The 19,003-nt window shown below is 70.9% G+C and carries 13 protein-coding genes and 1 rRNA gene; 8 read left to right on the forward strand and 6 right to left on the reverse strand.

Annotated elements, in window-relative coordinates; translation table 11 throughout:
- Nucleotides 1-9: 9 nt before the first annotated feature.
- A 5S ribosomal RNA gene (gene rrf, locus EG812_RS23230) occupies nt 10-126 on the forward strand.
- Nucleotides 127-544: 418 nt separating this feature from the next.
- Here rrf and EG812_RS23235 read toward each other — a convergent pair.
- A complete protein-coding gene (locus EG812_RS23235; protein WP_013735437.1) occupies nt 545-1,228 on the reverse strand; it encodes a hypothetical protein in 684 nt (227 codons plus the stop codon).
- A 71-nt stretch (nt 1,229-1,299) separates the two neighbouring features.
- On the opposite strand from EG812_RS23235, the gene EG812_RS23240 reads away from it, so the two are divergent.
- From EG812_RS23240 to EG812_RS23250, 3 genes are all read left to right on the forward strand, one after another.
- Nucleotides 1,300-3,918, forward strand: coding sequence for a valine--tRNA ligase (locus tag EG812_RS23240; protein WP_126712764.1), 2,619 nt, complete (start codon nt 1,300-1,302; stop codon nt 3,916-3,918).
- Between the two features lie 158 nt (nt 3,919-4,076).
- Complete coding sequence (locus EG812_RS23245) at nt 4,077-5,348, forward strand: bifunctional folylpolyglutamate synthase/dihydrofolate synthase (protein ID WP_233579611.1); 1,272 nt, start codon at nt 4,077-4,079, stop codon at nt 5,346-5,348.
- On the forward strand, nt 5,345-5,710 hold the full coding sequence (locus EG812_RS23250; protein ID WP_013735434.1) for a DUF4233 domain-containing protein: 366 nt from the start codon (nt 5,345-5,347) through the stop codon (nt 5,708-5,710). The genes EG812_RS23245 and EG812_RS23250 overlap by 4 nt, the downstream gene beginning before the upstream one ends.
- A gap of 7 nt (nt 5,711-5,717) precedes the next feature.
- Here the strand turns inward: EG812_RS23250 and EG812_RS23255 are convergent, their stop codons facing one another.
- Complete coding sequence (locus tag EG812_RS23255; protein ID WP_126712765.1) at nt 5,718-7,148, reverse strand: VOC family protein; 1,431 nt, start codon at nt 7,146-7,148, stop codon at nt 5,718-5,720.
- Nucleotides 7,149-7,291: 143 nt separating this feature from the next.
- On the opposite strand from EG812_RS23255, the gene ndk reads away from it, so the two are divergent.
- Nucleotides 7,292-7,717, forward strand: a complete 426-nt coding sequence (ndk, locus tag EG812_RS23260; RefSeq protein ID WP_013735432.1) for a nucleoside-diphosphate kinase — start codon at nt 7,292-7,294, stop codon at nt 7,715-7,717.
- A gap of 26 nt (nt 7,718-7,743) precedes the next feature.
- Here the strand turns inward: ndk and sigJ are convergent, their stop codons facing one another.
- The gene (gene sigJ, locus EG812_RS23265; RefSeq protein WP_233579593.1) at nt 7,744-8,670 is read right to left on the reverse strand and encodes an RNA polymerase sigma factor SigJ; all 927 of its coding nucleotides are present in this window, start codon (nt 8,668-8,670) and stop codon (nt 7,744-7,746) included.
- Complete coding sequence (locus EG812_RS23270) at nt 8,619-9,050, reverse strand: carboxymuconolactone decarboxylase family protein (protein WP_199743934.1); 432 nt, start codon at nt 9,048-9,050, stop codon at nt 8,619-8,621. Before EG812_RS23270 ends, sigJ begins: the two co-directional genes overlap by 52 nt.
- 546 nt (nt 9,051-9,596) lie before the next feature.
- Between EG812_RS23270 and ileS the strand changes: the two genes are divergently transcribed.
- Entirely contained in the window at nt 9,597-12,770 is a 3,174-nt protein-coding gene (gene ileS / locus EG812_RS23275) for an isoleucine--tRNA ligase (RefSeq protein ID WP_126712768.1), read from the forward strand.
- A 196-nt stretch (nt 12,771-12,966) separates the two neighbouring features.
- Nucleotides 12,967-13,668: a lysophospholipid acyltransferase family protein gene (locus EG812_RS23280; protein ID WP_013735428.1), complete on the forward strand. Its 702-nt coding sequence runs from the start codon at nt 12,967-12,969 to the stop codon at nt 13,666-13,668.
- Between the two features lie 10 nt (nt 13,669-13,678).
- On the opposite strand, the gene EG812_RS23285 is transcribed toward EG812_RS23280, so the two are convergent.
- Entirely contained in the window at nt 13,679-15,151 is a 1,473-nt protein-coding gene (locus EG812_RS23285) for a cryptochrome/photolyase family protein (RefSeq protein ID WP_013735427.1), read from the reverse strand.
- Between the two features lie 50 nt (nt 15,152-15,201).
- Nucleotides 15,202-16,821: a hypothetical protein gene (locus EG812_RS29740; protein WP_013735426.1), complete on the reverse strand. Its 1,620-nt coding sequence runs from the start codon at nt 16,819-16,821 to the stop codon at nt 15,202-15,204.
- A 173-nt stretch (nt 16,822-16,994) separates the two neighbouring features.
- Here EG812_RS29740 and EG812_RS23295 point away from each other — a divergent pair, with 173 nt between their 5' ends.
- The gene (locus EG812_RS23295; RefSeq protein ID WP_043721711.1) at nt 16,995-18,980 is read left to right on the forward strand and encodes a TIGR03960 family B12-binding radical SAM protein; all 1,986 of its coding nucleotides are present in this window, start codon (nt 16,995-16,997) and stop codon (nt 18,978-18,980) included.
- The last annotated feature ends 23 nt before the right edge of the window (nt 18,981-19,003 follow it).

Consider the following 19,003-nt stretch of genomic DNA (forward strand, 5'->3'; position numbering starts at 1 on the left):
TGATAGGGTTACGGCGGTTATGGCGGAAGGGAAACGCCCGGTTACATTCCGAACCCGGAAGCTAAGCCTTCCAGCGCCGATGGTACTGCACTCGGGAGGGTGTGGGAGAGTAGGACACCGCCGGACATTCTTCGATTTGAGGGCCACCCTTGTTGGGGTGGCCCTCAAACGTATGTCCACACGAGACACTCACCGGCTCGGGACGGGGACGGACTTCGAGGTACGCCACCCCCCCCCCGGGGGCACGCGCCGGGCAGGCACACTGGCCCGCGTGACCGCGGCACCGACCCACCGCTCGTACCAGAATGCCGTGCCCCCTGCCAGGACGCCGACGCCACGCAATGCCACGGCCGGCGGGCCGGGCATGCCGGCCTGAACTGCTTTGCTCTGCTTCAACCCACGCAACAACCAGCAACGAAAACCAGTGCGTGGATTGAAGCAGAGCAAAGGCCTACCCAACGACGGAGACCGCCAGCGACAAGAGCCGCCGGCGAGAGTGGGCTGCTGGCGGGACCGAGACTGGCGAGAGAGGTCGGTTGGAGGGTCAGTCGCGGGTCTGTACGGTTTCCCTGATCTTGCGGAGGAGTCCGGCTGCTTCGTCGACGGGGCGGAAGGGGAACATGGCGATGGCCACGCTGCCGTGGTCGGCCCAGCCGCAGACTGCGAAGTCGCCGCCCTCGCCGCTGGTGGTGCCGCATTTCATCACGCCGCCGAGTCGGCCCGGGGTCATGTCGCGTAGGCCGGTTACCGCACCCGTCTCGTCGGACATCAGGCCGAAGAGGCTCTCCAGGTCTCGCTCGGGCTGCCAGAGCAGGGTGGTGCCGCCGAAGAACAGTACCGACCGACGCTCGTCGGCGGGGTCCTGGTAGACGGCACCGAAGCTGGTGTCGAGCTGGATGTCGGCGGCGAGGCCGCTGCGCAGGTAGTCGGCGGTGCTCACGGCCCGTTCGCTGTCGTCGCGGGTGAGCCCTGCGATCGTGTCCGGCGTGGCGATCAGGGTGTCCTTCTGCTGGACGATCCGCCAGCCCCAGGCGCCGAGCGCACCCACACCCGTCAGCGCCAGGACGGCCAGGAGGGCGATCACGACGCGGCGTCGGCGGCCACGGGCTGTGGGGCGATCCGGGTCGTCCTGCGGGTCGCGGTTGCTCAGCTCGATCGGCTCGTCGGTCAGGTCAAGCGGCGGAGCCCCCTCGTCGAGCTGGCGCGCGGTGCGATGTGCGTCCGACATAGCCGCCACCGTACGCGAAAGCACCGGTGGTGGACGTCGGGTCTGCGGAAGCGCTCCGTAGACTTTCTTAGGTGACCGAGAACCTGGATACCCGACGCCCCGACGCCCCGACCATCGCCGGCCAGTACCAGCCCGGTGAGGTAGAGCAGCGACGGTACGAGCAGTGGGTAGCCGACGGTCGGTTCCGGGCGTCGGCAGACAGTGACAAGCCACCGTTCACCATCGTGATCCCCCCGCCCAACGTCACCGGCTCGCTGCACATGGGCCACGCGCTCGACCACACGGTGCAGGACGCCCTGGTGCGGCGGAAGCGGATGCAGGGGTTCGAGGCGCTCTGGCTGCCGGGCATGGACCACGCCGGCATCGCCACCCAGAACGTGGTCGAGCGGCAGTTGGCCGCGCAGGGGCTGTCTCGCCACGACCTGGGTCGGGAGAAGTTCGTCGAGCGGGTGTGGCAGTGGAAGGCGGAGTCCGGGGGCGCGATCCTCGGCCAGATGCGTCGCCTCGGTGACTCGGTCGACTGGGACCGTGAGCGCTTCACCATGGACGAGGGCCTGTCGCGGGCCGTACTGACGATGTTCAAGAAGCTGTACGACGACGGCCTGATCTACCGGGCGAACCGGATCATCAACTGGTGTCCGCGCTGCCTGACCGCCCTGTCGGACATCGAGGTGGAGCACTCCGACGACGACGGTGAGCTGGTCTCGATCCGCTACAGCGACGACGTGGTGGTGGCCACCACCCGGGCCGAGACCATGCTCGGTGACACGGCGGTGGCGGTGCACCCGGACGACGAGCGGTACCGGCACCTGATCGGCACCGAGGTCGAGTTGCCGCTGACCGGCCGTCGGATCCCGATCGTCGGTGACGCGCACGTCGACCCGGCCTTCGGCACCGGCATGGTGAAGGTGACCCCGGCGCACGACCCGAACGACTTCGAGATCGGACAGCGACACGAGCTGCCCGCGTTGACGATCATGGACGAGCGGGGTGTGATCACCGCGCCCGGCCCGTTCGAAGGGCTGGACCGGTTCGAGGCCCGCCCGGCGATCGTCGCGGCGCTGCGCGCCGAAGGGCGCATCGTGGCGGAGAAGCGGCCGTACGTGCATGCCGTCGGGCACTGCTCGCGGTGCCGGACCACGGTCGAGCCGCGGCTGTCGTTGCAGTGGTTCGTCAACACCTCCCCGCTGGCCAAGGCGGCCGGTGACGCGGTGCGCGACGGCCGGGTGGCGATCGAGCCGGCGGATCTGGCCAAGCGGTACTTCGCCTGGGTCGACAACATGCACGACTGGTGCATCTCCCGCCAGCTGTGGTGGGGCCACCGCATCCCGGTCTGGTACGGCCCGGACGGCGAGGTGGTCTGCGTCGGCCCCGACGAGCAGCCGCCGACCGGCGAGGGCTGGCACCAGGACGAGGACGTGCTGGACACCTGGTTCTCCAGCGGGCTGTGGCCGTTCTCCACCCTCGGCTGGCCGGAGCAGACCCCCGAACTGGCGAAGTTCTATCCGACCAGCGTGCTGGTCACCGGGTACGACATCCTGTTCTTCTGGGTCGCCCGGATGATGATGTTCGGCCTGTACGCGATGGACGGCAAGCAGCCGTTCGACGTGATCGCCCTGCACGGCATGGTCCGCGACGAGCACGGCAAGAAGATGTCTAAGTCGTTCGGCAACGTGGTCGACCCGCTGGACTGGATCGACCGGTACGGGGCCGACGCGACCCGGTTCACCCTGGCTCGGGGCGCCAACCCCGGCGGGGACGTGCCGGTCAGCGAGGACTGGTGCCAGGGGTCGCGCAACTTCTGCAACAAGCTGTGGAACGCGACCCGCTTCGCGCTGCTCAACGGCGCGCACACCGAGGGGCCGCTGCCGGGCGCGGCCGAGCTGTCGACCGTCGACAGGTGGATCCTGTCCCGGCTGGCGCAGGTCACCGCCGAGGTGGACGAGCAGTTCGAGGCGTACGAGTTCGCCAAGGTCTGTGACCTGCTCTACCACTTCGCCTGGGACGACGTCTGCGACTGGTACGTGGAGTTGAGCAAGCCGGTGCTGGCCGCCGGTGGCGCCGCCGCCGACACCAGTCGCCGGGTCCTCGGGCACGTGCTGGACCAGTTGCTGCGGCTGCTGCACCCGGTGATCCCGTTCGTCACCGAGGAGCTGTGGACCGCGTTGACCGGTGGCGAGACGGTGATGACGGCCGCCTGGCCGGTCGCCGACCGGGCCCGGATCGACACCGGCGCCGAGGCGGAGATCGCCACCCTGCAGCGGGTGGTCACCGAGGTCCGCCGGTTCCGTTCCGACCAGGGGCTGCGTCCGACCCAGCGGGTCGCCGCCCGGCTCGACGGGCTGGCCGGTGCCGGTGTCGCGGCGCACGAGCCGTTGATCCGTTCCCTGGCCCGGCTCGACGCGGCCGGTGACGACTTCCAGGCCAGCGCGACGTTGGCCATGCCGGGGGAGGTCAGCGTCGCGCTGGACACCCGGGGTTCGATCGACGTCGCCGCCGAACGCGCCCGGCTGACCAAGGACCGCGCGGCGGCCGAGAAGGAGGCCGGGCAGGCGCGGGCGAAGCTGAACAACCCGGCGTTCGTCGGTAAGGCACCGGAACCCGTGGTTGCGAAGATCCGTGACCGGCTCGCCGCCGCCGAGGCCGACCTGACCCGCATCGACGCCGCTCTGGAGGCGCTGCCCTCGTGACCGACAGCAACGAACACGACGACCGCAGTGGTGCGGGCCGACCGGCGTCCGCCGGTCGGCCCGGCCGCGCCGACGAGCGCCCCGAGCGGGGCAAAGCCGCCGAGCGGGCCGCCTTCGCCGAGATCGAGGCGGAACTGGCGGGGCGCGGCTTCACCCGGATGGTCTTCGAACTGGACCGCATCTCGGACCTGCTCGACCTGCTGGGCAGCCCGCAACGGGCGTACCCGTCGATCCACCTGACCGGCACCAACGGCAAGACTTCCACGGCCCGGATGATCGACTCGTTGTTGCGGGCGTTCGGGCTGCACACCGGGCGGTACACCAGCCCGCACCTGGAGACGGTGCGGGAGCGGATCAGCCTGGACGGTGAGCCGGTGGACGAGGCCCGCTTCACCGCCGTGTACCAGGAGGTCAAGCCGCTCGCCGAACTGGTCGACGACCGTTCGGCCGAGCCGCTCACCTACTTCGACATGACCACCGCGTTGGCGTTCGCCACCTTCGCCGACGCGCCTGTCGACGTGGCCGTGGTCGAGGTGGGACTGGGCGGAGCCGAGGACGCCACGAACGTGATCCAGGCCGGGGTGTGCGTACTGACGCCGATCGGGCTGGACCACACCGAGTGGCTCGGTGACACGTTGCAGGACATCGCGGTCGCCAAGTCCGGCATCATCCATCCGGGCGCGACGGTCATCGCCGCCGCTCAGGAGGAGGAAGCCGCGCGGCCGATCCTGCAACGCTGCGCCGAGGTCGGTGCCACCATCGCCCGCGAGGGCTCGGAGTTCGGCGTACTGCGCCGGGCGGTGGCGGTCGGCGGGCAGGTGCTCACGTTGCAGGGCCTCGGCGGGGTGTACGAGGAGGTGTTCCTCCCGCTGCATGGCGCGCACCAGGCGCAGAACGCGGCGGTGGCGCTCGCCGCCGTGGAGGCGTTCCTCGGCGCCGGTGCTCGGCGTCAGCTCGACCTGGAGACGGTCCGGGAGGGTTTCGCCACCGCCAGTTCCCCGGGTCGGCTGGAGCGGGTGCGTACCGCCCCGACGATCCTGCTCGACGGCGCGCACAACCCGCAGGGCATGGCGGCCACGGTCACCGCCCTGCAGGAGGAGTTCGCCTTCAGCAAGCTGGTCGCCGTGGTGGGCACGCTTGCCGACAAGGACGCGGCCAGCATGCTTGAGCTGTTGGAGCCGGTGGTCGATCAGGTGGTGGTGACCCGCAACAGTTCGCCACGGGCCCTGCCGGCCGACGAGTTGGCCGCGCTCGCCGCCGAGGTGTTCGGGCCCGACCGGGTCGAGGTGGCCGAGGAGATGCCGGACGCGATCGAGGCGGCGGTGGCGCTGGCCGAGGAGGACGTACCGGGTGAACTGGCCGGGGTCGGTGTGATCGTCACCGGTTCCGTGGTGACGGTGGCCGACGCGCGCCGGTTGTTGAAGCGATGAGCGGACCGGAGGGCCCGCAGCAGCGGCGCTCGGGGCTGCGTGACCCGCAGCGGGCGGTACGCGGCCTCGGGGCCGGCACCCTGGCCCTGGAGGCGCTGGTGCTGCTGCTGGCCATCCAACCGATCCGGTTGGTCGGCGGTGACCTGAGCGCTGCCGCGATCGGGGCGGTGGTGGCGCTGGCCGTGGCCGCCGCCATGCTGGCCGGTCTGATGGGCCGGCCGTGGGCGTGGAACGCCGGCACCGTGTTGCAGGGGCTGCTGCTGCTCTCCGGGCTACTGCACTGGTCGCTGCTCGTGCTGGGGGTGATGTTCGCGTTGGTGTGGGCGTACGCCTGGCATGTCCGTCGGGTGATCCTCGGCTGAGCCGTGCTCAGGCGTCGGCGCGTTCCCGCCACTGGGTGAGGGCGATGCCGTGACCGTCCGGGTCACGGAACGCCGCCGCCCACACCTCCAGCCGGTTGCCCCGGTTGACGACCCTCGGGGCGTAGGTGAACCGCACACCGGAGTCGCGTAGCTGTTCGTACGCCCCCTGGATGTCGTCGACGTCGAGGTTGACGTGCACCAGTCGACGGCTGACCGGCTGGGCGCCGGACACCTCGCGCAGCACCAGTCGGGTCGCCCCGGAGGCGAGCACGGCGTTGCCGGTGCCCCGGTCGACCTCGGTGAAGCCGAGCCGCCCCTGGTAGAACGCCAGGGAGCGGGCAAGGTCGGTGACCAGCAGGGTGATGCCGACACCGCTGATCGGCGCGGCCGGGTCCGCGGTGTCGACGGCCTCCGGGTCGTACCCGAAGATCGCCTCGTCCAGCTTGCGGGCCTCGACGGCGTCGTCGACCGCGGCCTCGCTGTCGACGGAGGCCTCGCTGTCGACGGCGGACGGTGCCGGGTCGCTCGCCGTCGACGGCCCTGATGCGAGGTCGCCCGCGGCCGTCGGTCGTGGTTGCGGGTCGTCCAACGGGAGGTCGAGCGGGTCGAGCGGATCGGGTGAGCGGGGGGCCGCCTCGGCCAGCCGGGCCCCGCTCGGCTGGGCGTCGACGAGAGCCTCCGTGGAGGCGGTGGCGGCGGCGAACCGTTCCTCGGCCGGGGTACGAGGTGCCGGCGTGGCCCGGCGGGGCAGCTGATGGTCGTTCGACTGTTCCACCACCGTCCCCTCCAGCACGACCGGGCCGCCCGGACGCTGACGGACCCGTACCGGCTCCCGTGGCTCGACCGGCTCGACGGGTTCGTCACCGGTGGGACCAGCCAGCGGATCACTCAGCGGGAAGTCGTCCTCCGGCGCCCGGTCGGCCCACGGTGGGGCCTCCTGACCGATGAGGACCTCGTCCGGCGGCACCTGGGTGGCGTACTCGGGAGGCGGCTCGGTGGGGTCGGTCTCGGCGTGGGTGGGCACCTCGTCCCAGAGCACCCGGACGTGTCGCGGGTCGTCCAGGGCCACCCGGATCGGCAGGCTCTGGCCCAGCGACGGCCACTTCGACACCGGCACCCGAGGCTCGATGATCTTCTTCGACCGGGGTGGTAGGCCCGGGGCGTCGATCACCAGTTGGAGTTCGCAGCGCCCGAAGGCGTACTGGGTGGGTGGCTCCGAGGCGCTGTGCACGTGCCCGGCGCCCACGACCCAGGTGCGCCCGCCGGCGCGGACCGTGGCCAGCGCGATCGCCAGCGCCAGGACCGCGACGCCCAGCGCCACGATGGCCCAGCTGGTCATGCCCAGGCCGAAAAGGATGACGAAGGAGGCCACGGTGCCGAGCACCGCAGCGACCAACTTGCGTACCGGTGCGATGGGTCGGTTCCCGCCGTTCGCCACAGTGGACCTCCCGGGTGGTCAGGGCCAGGCTAGGCCGGATCGGGGATCGGGGGAAGCACCGACCACCGCGCCGGCGCCGGGACCGGGTCGCTAGGCTGACCGTACCCAGCCCGACCGGCTTCCGCTCTGAGGAGGAACCCAGCGTGTCCAGCAGCAGCCCGGACGAGCGTACGCTCGTACTGATCAAGCCCGATGCGGTCCGCCGTGGATTGGTCGGCGAGATCATCTCCCGCTTCGAGCGCAAGGGGCTGCGGATCGACGCCATGGTGTCCCGGACGATGGACGCCGCGCTGGCCGACGAGCACTACGCCGAGCACGTGGACAAGGCGTTCTACCCGCCGTTGAAGGCGTTCATGACCGGTGGTCCGCTGGTCGCCCTGGTGCTCTCCGGTGACCAGGTCATCGACGTGGTGCGCGGCCTGATCGGGGCCACCGACGGGCGTAAGGCCGCCGCCGGCACCATCCGGGGTGACCTGTCGCTGTCCAACCGGGAGAACCTGGTGCACGCCTCCGACTCGGCCGACAGCGCCAAGCGCGAGATCGCACTCTGGTTCCCCGAGCTGAGCTGACGCCTGGTACGCGGCGGGGCGGCTGTTCAGGCCGCCCAGGTCAGCTTGTCCGGGTTCGCCACCAGGAAGATGTCGGTGATCCGACCGTCTGCGGTGGCGAGGGTGAGGGCGTACCGGTGACCGGCCGCGGTGACCACGACGGCGGCCGGCTGGCCGTTGAGTTCCGTGCGGTGCACGGTGAGCGGCCAGCCCTTGGCGCGGATGCCCAGCAGGAAGCGGGTGACCCGGTCGACGCCGGTCACCGGGTTGCGGGCGGACCGCACCCGGCCGCCACCGTCGCTCCACGCGGTCGCCTCGGCGGCCACCAGGTCAGTCAGCGCGGCCAGGTCGCCGTCGTCGACGGCGGCGATGAAGGCGTCCAGCAGCCGCTGCTGCTCCGCCCGGTCGACGGTGAAGCGGCGCTGGTCGCGGCCGATCCGCATGGCGGCCCGATGATGCAGTTGCCGGCAGTCCTCGGCCGAGCGGTCCAGTAGCTCGGCGATCTCGGCGTACGGCATCTCGAAGGCGGTGTGCAGCACGTAGACCGCGCGCTCCGGCGGGGTGAGGCGTTCCAGCAGGTGCAGCAGCGCGGTGGCGAGCGAATCGCGCAACTCGGCACGTTCCAGCGGGCCGAACGGCGAAGGCGCGGTGGGCACCGGCTCCGGCAGCCACATCCCGACGTACGCCTCCCGGGCTGCCTGCCGGGCGCGGAGCCGGTCGATGGCCAGATGGGTCACCACCCGGGACAGGTAGCGGCGCGGCTCGGCCACGCCGGCCCGGTCGACCCGCATCCACCGCAGGTACGCCTCCTGGAGCACGTCCTCGGCGTCGTGCCGGCTGCCGAGCAGCCGGTAGGCCAGACCGAGCAGCATCGGCCGGTGCGCTTCGAGCGCACCGGCCGCCTCCACCGCGTCGATCGGGCTCAGACCTCGGTCGGCAGGTCCTTGCGGAAGGTCACCGCGATCCGGTTCCACACGTTGATTGTGGCGATCGCCAGCACCAGGTCGGCGAGGGCCTTCTCCGGCCAGACCTTCGCGGCGGCCGCCCAGACGTCGTCGGGTACCCCGTGCTCGCCGAGGCGGGTGACCGCGTCGGTGAGCGCCAGCGCGGTCCGCTCCCGCTCGTCGAAGAAGGGCGCTTCACGCCACGCCGCCACCGCGAACAGCCGCCGATGCGACTCCCCGGCGTCCATCGCATCCCGGCTGTGCATGTCGACGCAGTACGCGCAGCCGTTCAGCATCGACGCGCGCAGTTTCACCAACTCCAGCACGGTGTGATCCACGTTGGCCCGGACGTACTTCTCCAACCCCAGCACGCTCTGGTACGCCTCCGGCGCTACCTCAGCCACATCCATCCGCTGCACGACAACCCCTCCTGACAGTGCCTCCAACACCCCCACGACGCCCCACCCCACCCCCACCGTGACACCCCACCCCTGTGACCCCCACCACCCCCGCACCCTGACCCGCCGCCCCGCCCCCTCACGCCCCGTCACGCCCTCGCGCCCTCGCGCCGTCGATCTTGCACTTTGTGTCGGTGCATATCCATACAGAAGCCGCGTATGGGCGACCGGAAGTGCAAGATCGCGGGGGGAGGGGGGTGGGGTGGGGGTGGGGTGGGTTATGGGGGTGAGGGGGGTGGGTGGGGTGGGTAGGATGGGGGGAGTGGCGATGATCCGGCTATCACCGGGGAGCCTCCGGAAGAAAGGGCCTTGTGCCCGAGTAGAACCGGACGGGTTCGGCCCGTTACAGCCGGCCTAACGAGCGGGCGGTTGATCCTGACCGTCAAGCGGGGTGGTACCGCGGGCCTTGCCCGGGGCGCTGGTGACGGCGTACCGGTGACGGGCTCGTCCTCGCAAGACCCACACGACAGTGAGCGTCAGCGAGGAGAGCGACAGGCGATGGCCTATCCGTTGCACGACCCGACCGCCGCCGGAGTCCCGGCGAGCCCGGACCTGCCCGCGGTCGAGCGCCGGGTGCTGGAGCACTGGACGGCCGACAAGACCTTCGAAGCCAGCGTCGAGCAGCGGCCGGCCTCCGGCCGGCAATCGGAGACGGGTGCCGGCGGAGACGCCGACAACGAGTACGTCTTCTACGACGGCCCGCCGTTCGCCAACGGGCTGCCGCACTACGGGCACCTGTTCACCGGGTACGTCAAGGACGTGGTGCCGCGCTACCAGACCATGCGGGGTCGCCGGGTCGAGCGGCGTTTCGGCTGGGACTGTCACGGCCTGCCCGCCGAGGTGGTGGCGGAGAAGCAGCTCGGCATCACCAGCAAGGCGGAGATCCTCGACCTGGGCGTGGCCCGGTTCAACGAGGCGTGCCGCACGTCGGTGCTGGAGTTCACCCACGACTGGGAGCGGTACGTCACCCGGCAGGCCCGCTGGGTCGACTTCGCCAACGACTACAAGACCCTCGACCTGGACTACATGGAAAGCGTCATGTGGGCCTTCAAGACCCTGCACGACAAGGGTCTGGTCTACGAGGGCTTCCGGGTGCTGGCGTACTGCTGGCGCTGCGAGACGCCGCTGTCGAACACCGAGACCCGGATGGACGACGTCTACCGGGACCGGCACGACCCGACGCTGACCGTGTGGTTCGAGCTGACCGGCGACGAGTCCGCGCCGGAACTGGTCCGTGGGCCGGTCAAGCTCGGTGTCTGGACCACCACCCCGTGGACCCTGCCGTCGAACCTGGCCCTGGCCGTGGGCCCGGACATCGAGTACGCCGTGCTGGAGCGCGACGGCGAGCGGTACCTGGTGGGTGCCGGGCGGGTGGCCGCGTACGCCAAGGAACTTGAGGGGTACGAGCAGGTCGGCACGGTACGCGGGGCGGACCTGGTGGGGCGGCGCTACACCCCGCTGTTCGACTTCCTGGTCGAGCAGGCCGGTGCGAACGCGTACCAGGTGCTCGGGGCGGAGTTCGTGACCACCGAGGACGGTACCGGGATCGTGCACCTGGCCCCGGCCTTCGGTGAGGACGACCAGAACGTCTGCAACGCCGCCGGCATCCCCACCATCGTCACCGTGGACGACCACACCCGGTTCACCGCGCTGGTGCCGCCGTACCAGGGCGAGCAGGTCTTCGACGTCAACAAGCCGGTGATCCGGGAGCTGAAGGACCGGGGGGTGGTGCTCAAGCAGGACACCTACACCCACTCGTACCCGCACTGCTGGCGCTGCGACACCCCGCTTGTCTACAAGGCGGTGTCGTCGTGGTTCGTCGCGGTGACCAAGTTCAAGGACCGGATGGTCGAGCTGAACCAGCAGATCAACTGGACCCCGGGGCACATCAAGGACGGCTCGTTCGGCAAGTGGCTGGCCAACGCCCGGGACTGGTCGATCAGCCGGAACCGGTTCTGGGGCTCGCCGATCCCGGTGTGGCGCTCGGACGACCCGAACTACCCCCGCATCGACGTGTACGGCTCGCTCGCCGACATCGAGCGGGACTTCGGCGTACGCCTGACCGACCTGCACCGGCCGGCGGTGGACGACCTGGTCCGCCCCAACCCGGACGACCCGACCGGCAAGTCGATGATGCGTCGGGTGCCGGAGGTGCTGGACTGCTGGTTCGAGTCCGGCTCGATGCCGTTCGCCCAGGTGCACTACCCGTTCGAGAACGCCGACTGGTTCGAGCATCACTACCCGGGCGACTTCATCGTCGAGTACATCGGGCAGACCCGCGGCTGGTTCTACACCATGCACGTGCTGGCCACCGCGTTGTTCGACAGGCCGGCGTTCCGTAACTGCCTCAGCCACGGCATCCTGCTCGGCTCGGACGGGCGCAAGATGTCCAAGAGCCTGCGCAACTACCCGGACGTGTACCACGTCTTCGACTCGTACGGCTCGGACGCGATGCGCTGGATGCTGATGTCCTCGCCGGTGCTGCGTGGCGGCGACATGCCGGTCACCGAGTCGGGCATCCGGGACGCCGTCCGGCAGGTGCTGCTGCCGCTGTGGAACGTCTGGTACTTCTTCTCGCTCTACGCCAACGCCGACGGCTACACCGCCCGGCGTCGGACGGACAGCACCCACCTGCTCGACCGGTACGTGCTGGCCAAGACGAACGAGCTGGTGGCGACGGTCGGCGCGCAGATGGACGCGTACGACATCTCCGGTGCCTGCGCCACCGTGCGGTCCTACCTGGACGCGCTGACCAACTGGTACGTGCGTCGCTCCCGGGACCGGTTCTGGTCCGGCGGCCCCCACGCGTTCGACACGCTGTCGACGGTGCTGGAGACGCTGTGCCGGGTGGTGGCGCCGCTGGCGCCGCTGACCGCGGAGGAGATCTGGCGTGGGTTGACCGGTGAGCGGTCGGTGCACCTGACCGACTGGCCGGTCGCCGAGGAGTTCCCGGCCGACCACGACCTGGTGGCCGCGATGGACAACGTCCGGGCGGTCGCCTCGGCGGCGCTGTCGCTGCGCAAGGCCAAGGGTCTGCGGGTGCGGCTGCCGCTGTCCACGCTTACCGTGGCCAGCCCGGTCGCCGAGCAGCTGCGTCCCTTCGCCGACCTGGTGGCCGACGAGGTAAACGTCAAGCAGGTCGTCTTCACCGGCGACGTGTCGGCGTACTGCCAGCAGGTGCTGACGGTGGTGCCCCGGGCGCTCGGGCCCCGGGTCGGCAAGCAGGTCCAGCAGGTGATCAAGGCGGTCAAGGCGGGGGAGTGGGAACTGGTCGACGGTGACCCGGTCGCCGCCGGGGTCACCCTCGCCGAGGGCGAGTACGAGCTGCGCCTGATCGCGGCCGACGCGGAGCACTCGGCACCGCTGCCCGGCGGCGAAGGGGTGGTGGTGCTGGACACCACTGTCACCCCGGAACTGGCCGCCGAAGGGCTGGCCCGCGACGTGGTCCGGGTGGTGCAGCAGGCCCGGCGCGACGCCGACCTGGACATCTCCGACCGGATCGTGGCGACTGTCGACGCCTCGGCGCAGGTGCGGGAGGCGGTGTCGGCGTACGCCGACTTCGTGGCTCGGGAGGTGCTGGCCGACCGGGTCGACTTCGCCGAGGGAATCGACGGGTTCGCCGGCGAGGCCGGTGAGGGCGAGCGGGTCACCGTCTCGGTCCGCCGCGTCTGACGAGTGAGCGGGCGCGGTCGCCGCGCCTGACGGATGAGCAGGGGCCCTTGTCGACGCCCTCGGGCGGCAGCGGGGGCCCCTGTCACCATCCGGTCGTCCAGCCAGCGGATCCGGCCCACCTCGCGCATCACGACGTGCGTCCGTCCGCTACGGTGTCAGCGCCCCACTGCGTACATCACCCATCGTCGGAGGACCAGTGCCGCTGCTCTACACCATCGGCAAGCTCACCGTGGCGCCCACGCTGCGGCTGGCGTTCCGACCGACCGTGGAGGGTCTGGAGCACGTACCGGAGACCGGTGGGGCGATCTTCGCCGGTAACCACCTGTCGGTGGCCGACGAGTTGTTCCTCGGCACGGTCGTCCCCCGGCACCTGGCCTTCTGGGCCAAGTCCGAGTACTTCAAGGGCACCACCCTCAAGGGGCGCTTCTCGAAGTTCGTCCTCACCGGCCTCGGCGCGATCCCGGTGGAGCGGGCCGGTGGGCGGGCGGCGCTGTCCGCGTTCGACGCGGCCATCCCCGCGCTCAAGGGCGGTGACCTGGTGGTCGTCTATCCCGAGGGCACCCGTTCGCCGGACGGACGGCTCTACCGGGGTCGCACCGGAGCGGTCCGTCTCGCCATCGCGGCCGGGGTCCCGATCATCCCGGTCGGCATGATCGGGACTGACAAGGTGCAGCCGATCGGCGCTCGGGTGCCGCGGCCCTTCACCGGGAAGAAGATCACCGTCAAGTTCGGTAAACCGCTGGACTTCACCGGCCGACCGGACGACCGGCTCTCGCTGCGGAAGATGACCGACGAGATGATGGCCGAGATCCAGAAGCTCACCGGTCAGGAGTACGTGCCCCGGTACGCCCCGCCGCGCGCTCAGCCGAAGGCCACCGGCGAGCCGAGCGCCGACTGACCCACGCCGGTCACGGCGCCTTCGAGGAGCGGCGTTTCTCCTGATCGCGTACGGCGTCGAGGTCGCCGAGCCGGTTCATCTGCGCCATCGTGCGCGCCATCCGGGCGTTGGCCGGGATGCGGTCGCGGTTGCGATCGAGGAACGACCAGTAGCCGGCGGTGAACGGGCAGGCCCGCTCACCCAGGCGGACCTTCGGGTCGTACCGGCAGCCGCCGCAGTAGTCGCTCATCCGGTTGATGTACGAGCCGCCGGCCACGTACGGCTTGGTGCTCATCCGTCCCAGGTCGGCGTACTGGCTCATGCCGACGACGTTGACGGTCATCACCCAGTCGTAGCCGTCGACGAAGCTGCGGCGGAAGAAGTCCACCACCTCGGCCGTTCGCCAACCGCGCTGCAACGCGTAGTTGCCGAGCACCATGAGCCGGGGGATGTGGTGCACCCAGCCGTGGTCACGCAGATCGGCCAGCACATCCGACAGGCAGCGCGCCTGCACCGCGTCGGCGTCCAGGTCGCGGAACCAGCCCGGCATCGCCGCGCGGGCACCCAACGCGTTGCTCCGCTGGTAGCCGGGCTCGAAGTACCAGTACAGGTTCCAGACGAAGTCCCGCCAGCCGAGGATCTGCCGGATGAAGCCCTCCACGCTGGGCAGCGGCACCTTCTCCTTGCGGTACGCCTGCTCCGCGCCACGGATCGCCGCCATCGGGTCGAGCAGCCCGAGGTTGAACGAGGAGGAGAGCATGCTGTGCGCCAGCCACGGGTCACCGGCGAGCATGGCGTCCTCGTACGGGCCGAAGTGGGGCAGCCGATGCTTGAGGAAGTGCCGTAGCCGTGCCTGGGCCTCCTTGGCAGTGACCGGGAATCGGCGGGGACCGTCCCGCCCGACGAACCGGATGCCCTCCCGTTCCCAGCGGTCCAGATCCTCCCGCACCTCGGCGTCGATGTCGTCCTCGCGGGGCATCGGCGGAGGCGGTACGTCGAGCCGCTCGACACCCTTCGGTGGCGGCTGGCGGTTCTCGGTGTCGAAGCTCCACCGCCCGCCGACCGGCTCGGCACCGTCGACGAGCACCCGATGGTGTTCCCGGGCGAACCGGTAGAAGGTCTCCATCCGCAGCGCGCCGCGCCGAGCGTCCGCCCAGTCGGCGAACTCGTCCAGCCCGGTGACGAAGCCGCGAGGCGGCAGTACGGTCACCTGGTCCAGCCCACGGACGAAGTCCAGCGCGGCGCGGGACGTCGGGTGGCAGACCTCCAGCGGTTCACGTACCCGCCGCAGTGCCTGCCGGTAGGTCTCGGCGCGCAGGAAGATCGCCTGATTGCCCAGTTCGGCCGCCCGGTGGCGCAGGGCGGAGAGCACCAGGTGGGCCTTCTGCCGGTGGAAGGCCCGACGACGGAAGACCGCCTTCGACTCGATCAGCAGCACCGGTTGGCGGCGCTCGTCGAGGAAGTGTGGTCCGAGTTGGTCGGCGAACAGCCAACGCCGAGGCATGACCCGATTGTCCCCGAGCGGGCGCGGGTCGGGGTGGAAACCGGCTCAGGTCAGGCAGGCGTGATGATCTCTTCCCGCAGGGTGTCGAGCAGCCGGGCGCTGTCGTCCACCGAGAGGCCGGTGAACACCGCGGTGGTGAGGCTGCCATGGTCGACGGAGGTGCAGACGACCACCCCGATGCCGTCGGAGCTGCCCACCGCGCAGCGCCCGTGCCGCCCCCGGACGCCGCTGTCCACCACCTCCGCCGCGCCGAGGGAGTACTCCTGCGTGAGGCGTTCGATCTCGGCGTCGGCGTCGGAGGAGGGGGTGAGCCGGAATCCGGTGCCACCGAAGACCGTCACCCGCTTGCCGACGCTTGTGGTGTACACCCCGGCGAAGATGTTGTCGGAGAGCAGGTGCGCCTGGCGCGTCTGGGCTTCCAGCTTCCGGGCGGTCTGCGCGTTGCGCGGATCCTCCCGCAGGCGCAGATCCGCCACCTGCCTGGGAAGGGCCGCATCGGCCGGGTACTGGGTGGCCATCGGCATGCCGTAGTAGGCCGGGCAGCCGCAGCAGCACGCCAGGGTCAGCAGCAGCACCCAGGGCCAGCGGCGCCGTTTGCGGGCCCGAACGTTTCCGGGAGGCGGTTGCCAGCCGGGCGGCGGCGCGGCCGGTGGCAACTTCTTCACCTTCCGCCCTCGGGCGGGCGGTGGCGGTGGCCCGACCGGGGCCGGCGGTCGGGCGGCGGGACGCGGCGACGGCGCGGGCGCCTGGTGCACCGGTGGCGGCGGATAGCCTGCCTGCGGATACGCCGGAGAAGCCGGTGGCATCGGGGGAGCCGGCACCGCCGGCGGGGGGAAGTTGGCGGCCGGTGGCTGCTGGGCTGGCGGCTGGTGGGCCGGTGGCCCGGAGTACGGCGTGGTCGGCGGTGGCGCCGGGTAGGAAAGCGTCGGCGGCAGCGCCGGGAAGTCGGCCGAGTGCAGTTCCCATCCGCTGGTGTCGACACCCGCCCACGGGTCGACCGGGGTCTGGTGCTCCGGCTGGTGGGCCGCGGCGACCGGCGGCGGGGTCGGCTCGGCCGACTCGCCCCAACTGGGGCGGCGCGGCGCTGCCGGCGGTACGGCGGCGGACCCGCTCCAGCGCGGCGCGGGCTCCTCGTCCGGTACCGGTTGTGACATGACGCGGGTGCCCTGCGGACCGACAGCCGTGGGCGGCGTACCGGCGGACTGCGCGTCACCTGGGTCGATGGCGGTGCGCTGCGCGTCGCCCGGGTCGATGGCGGTGCGCTGCGCTTCACCCGGGTCGATCGTGGTGCGCTGCGCGTCGCCCGGATCGATCTTGGTGGGGTGCGCGTCACCGGAGCCGCCGGCGGCCTGCCGGGGGCTGCGCGGCACGTCGTCGGGTTGTCCCGGTGCGGTGGCGGTCGGTGCCGTGGCGTCGGCGTCTGCCGGCGGGGCTGCCGTGGCGTCACTTCCGACGGCGCTGTCCTCCCGCGTCGGCTGGTCCGCGTCACGTGGTGCACTGGTGGGGTCGGGCGCGTCGGCAGGCAGCACCCGGGTGCCGTCAGGGCCGGTGGGGGCCCCGAGGACCACCGGGGTGGGCTGTTCCTGGGTGACCGCGGGCTCCCCGTCGCGGTGTGCGTCCGGCCGGTTCCCGTCGACCGGCCGGTCGGTACCCGGCTGCGGCTCCGGCATCGCGGCAATCTCCTCTCACGCCGACCCGAGGTTAGTACCGTCGTGCCAGCGTGTCCGAATCAGGCCGCGTCCGGTCCCGGTGGTCGGCCACTTCAGGGGGGCCGGTGGCCCGGCGTGCCGGGGGGACAGGTGTGGCGCGGCCGTCGACGGGCGGGCGCGTACCCTTGGGCATCATGAGCGTCCCGTCCACCACACCGCGCCCCGTCGCGGCCAATTCCGTGTGGCCCCGACTGGAGCCGCTGCTGCCCCAGGTGACCAAGCCCATCCAGTACGTCGGTGGCGAGCTGGGTGCAGTGGTCAAGGACTGGGACTCGGCGACCGTACGTTGGGCGCTGATGTACCCGGACGCGTACGAGGTCGGCCTGCCCAACCAGGGCGTGCAGATCCTCTACGAGGTGCTCAACGAACTGCCCGACACGCTCGCCGAGCGGACGTACGCGGTCTGGCCGGACCTGGAGAACCTGATGCGCGCCCACGGCGTGCCGCAGTTCACCGTCGACGCCCACCGGCCGGTACGCGACTTCGACCTGTTCGGCGTGTCGTTCGCCACCGAGCTGGGTTACACAAACCTGCTCACCGCGATCGACCTGGCCGGCATCCCGCTGCTTGCGGCCGACCGGACCGACGCCGACCCGGTGATCGTGGCCGGCGGGCACGCCGCGTTCAACCCGGAGCCGATCGCCGACTTCGTCGACGCCGCGGTGCTGGGCGACGGCGAGGAGGCGGTCCTGGAGATCACCGCGATTCTTCGGGACTGGAAGGCCGAGGGGTGCCCCGGTGGCCGCGACGAGCTGCTGCTGCGGCTGGCGCGTACCGAGAGCGTCTACGTGCCGCGCTTCTACGACGTGGACTACCTGCCCGACGGTCGGATCCAGCGGGTCGTGCCGAACCGGGCGGACGTGCCGTTCCGGGTGCACAAGCGCACGACGATGGACCTGGACGCCTGGCCGTACCCGAAGAAGCCCCTGGTCCCGCTGGCCGAGACGGTGCACGAGCGGTACGCGGTGGAGATCTTCCGGGGTTGCACCCGGGGCTGCCGGTTCTGCCAGGCGGGCATGATCACCCGCCCGGTACGGGAGCGGTCCATCACCACGGTCGGGCAGATGGTGCAGCAGGGGCTGGAGTTCTCCGGCTTTCACGAGGTGGGGCTGCTGTCGCTCTCCTCGGCCGACCACTCCGAGATCGGCGACATGTGCTCCGGCCTTGCCGAGCAGTACAAGGGCACGAACGTGTCGCTGTCGCTGCCGTCGACCCGGGTGGACGCGTTCAACATCGAGTTGGCCCAGGAGTTGTCCCGCAACGGGCGGCGCACCGGTCTGACCTTCGCCCCGGAGGGCGGGTCGGAGCGGATCCGCAAGGTCATCAACAAGATGGTCTCCAAGGACGACCTGATCCGTACGGTGGTCACCGCGTACACCAACGGGTGGCGGCAGGTGAAGCTCTACTTCATGTGCGGGCTGCCCACCGAGACCGACGCCGACGTCCTGGAGATCGCCGACATGGCCCACGAGGTCATCCGGGCCGGTCGGGCCGCCACCGGGTCCAAGGACATCCGCTGCACGGTCTCCATCGGCGGGTTCGTGCCGAAGCCGCACACCCCCTTCCAGTGGGCGGCGATGGAACGGCCGGAGGTCATCGACCACCGGCTCAGGCTGCTCAAGCAGGCGATCAACGCGGACCGCTCGCTGGGCCGGGCCATCGGCTACCGCTACCACGACGGTGAGCCGTCCCTGATCGAGGGGCTGCTGTCCCGGGGCGACCGCCGGGTCGGCGCGGTGATCCGCAAGGTCTGGGAGAACGGCGGCCGGTTCGACGGCTGGAGCGAGCACTTCTCGTACCAGCGCTGGGTGGAGGCCGCCGCCGAGGTGCTGCCCACCTTCGGCGTGGACCTCGACTGGTACACCACCCGCGAGCGCGACGAGCTGGAGGTCCTGCCCTGGGACCACCTGGACTCGGGCCTGGACAAGGACTGGCTCTGGCAGGACTGGCAGGACGCGCTCAGCGAGTACGAGCAGGACGACTGCCGGTGGACGCCGTGTTTCGACTGCGGCGTCTGCCCGACCATGGACACCGAGATCCAGATCGGTCCGACCGGCCGGAAGCTGCTCCCGTTGACCCCGGTCAACGGCTTGAAGCTGCCCACCGGCGCCCAGCAGTGATCTGATCGGATCTCTCAACGAGG

This window comes from Verrucosispora sp. FIM060022, assembly GCF_003977705.1.
Taxonomy (GTDB): domain Bacteria; phylum Actinomycetota; class Actinomycetes; order Mycobacteriales; family Micromonosporaceae; genus Micromonospora; species Micromonospora gifhornensis.

Bases quoted from the DNA above. Each gene is read 5' to 3' on its own strand.
- EG812_RS23235 (WP_013735437.1), bottom strand. From the start codon at position 1,228: ATGTCGGACGCACATCGCACCGCGCGCCAGCTCGACGAGGGGGCTCCG.
- EG812_RS23245 (WP_233579611.1), top strand. From the start codon at position 4,077: ATGGTCTTCGAACTGGACCGCATCTCGGACCTGCTCGACCTGCTGGGC.
- EG812_RS23250 (WP_013735434.1), top strand. From the start codon at position 5,345: ATGAGCGGACCGGAGGGCCCGCAGCAGCGGCGCTCGGGGCTGCGTGAC.
- EG812_RS23270 (WP_199743934.1), bottom strand. From the start codon at position 9,050: ATGGATGTGGCTGAGGTAGCGCCGGAGGCGTACCAGAGCGTGCTGGGG.
- ileS (WP_126712768.1), top strand. From the start codon at position 9,597: ATGGCCTATCCGTTGCACGACCCGACCGCCGCCGGAGTCCCGGCGAGC.
- EG812_RS23285 (WP_013735427.1), bottom strand. From the start codon at position 15,151: ATGCCTCGGCGTTGGCTGTTCGCCGACCAACTCGGACCACACTTCCTC.
- EG812_RS29740 (WP_013735426.1), bottom strand. From the start codon at position 16,821: ATGCCGGAGCCGCAGCCGGGTACCGACCGGCCGGTCGACGGGAACCGG.
- EG812_RS23295 (WP_043721711.1), top strand. From the start codon at position 16,995: ATGAGCGTCCCGTCCACCACACCGCGCCCCGTCGCGGCCAATTCCGTG.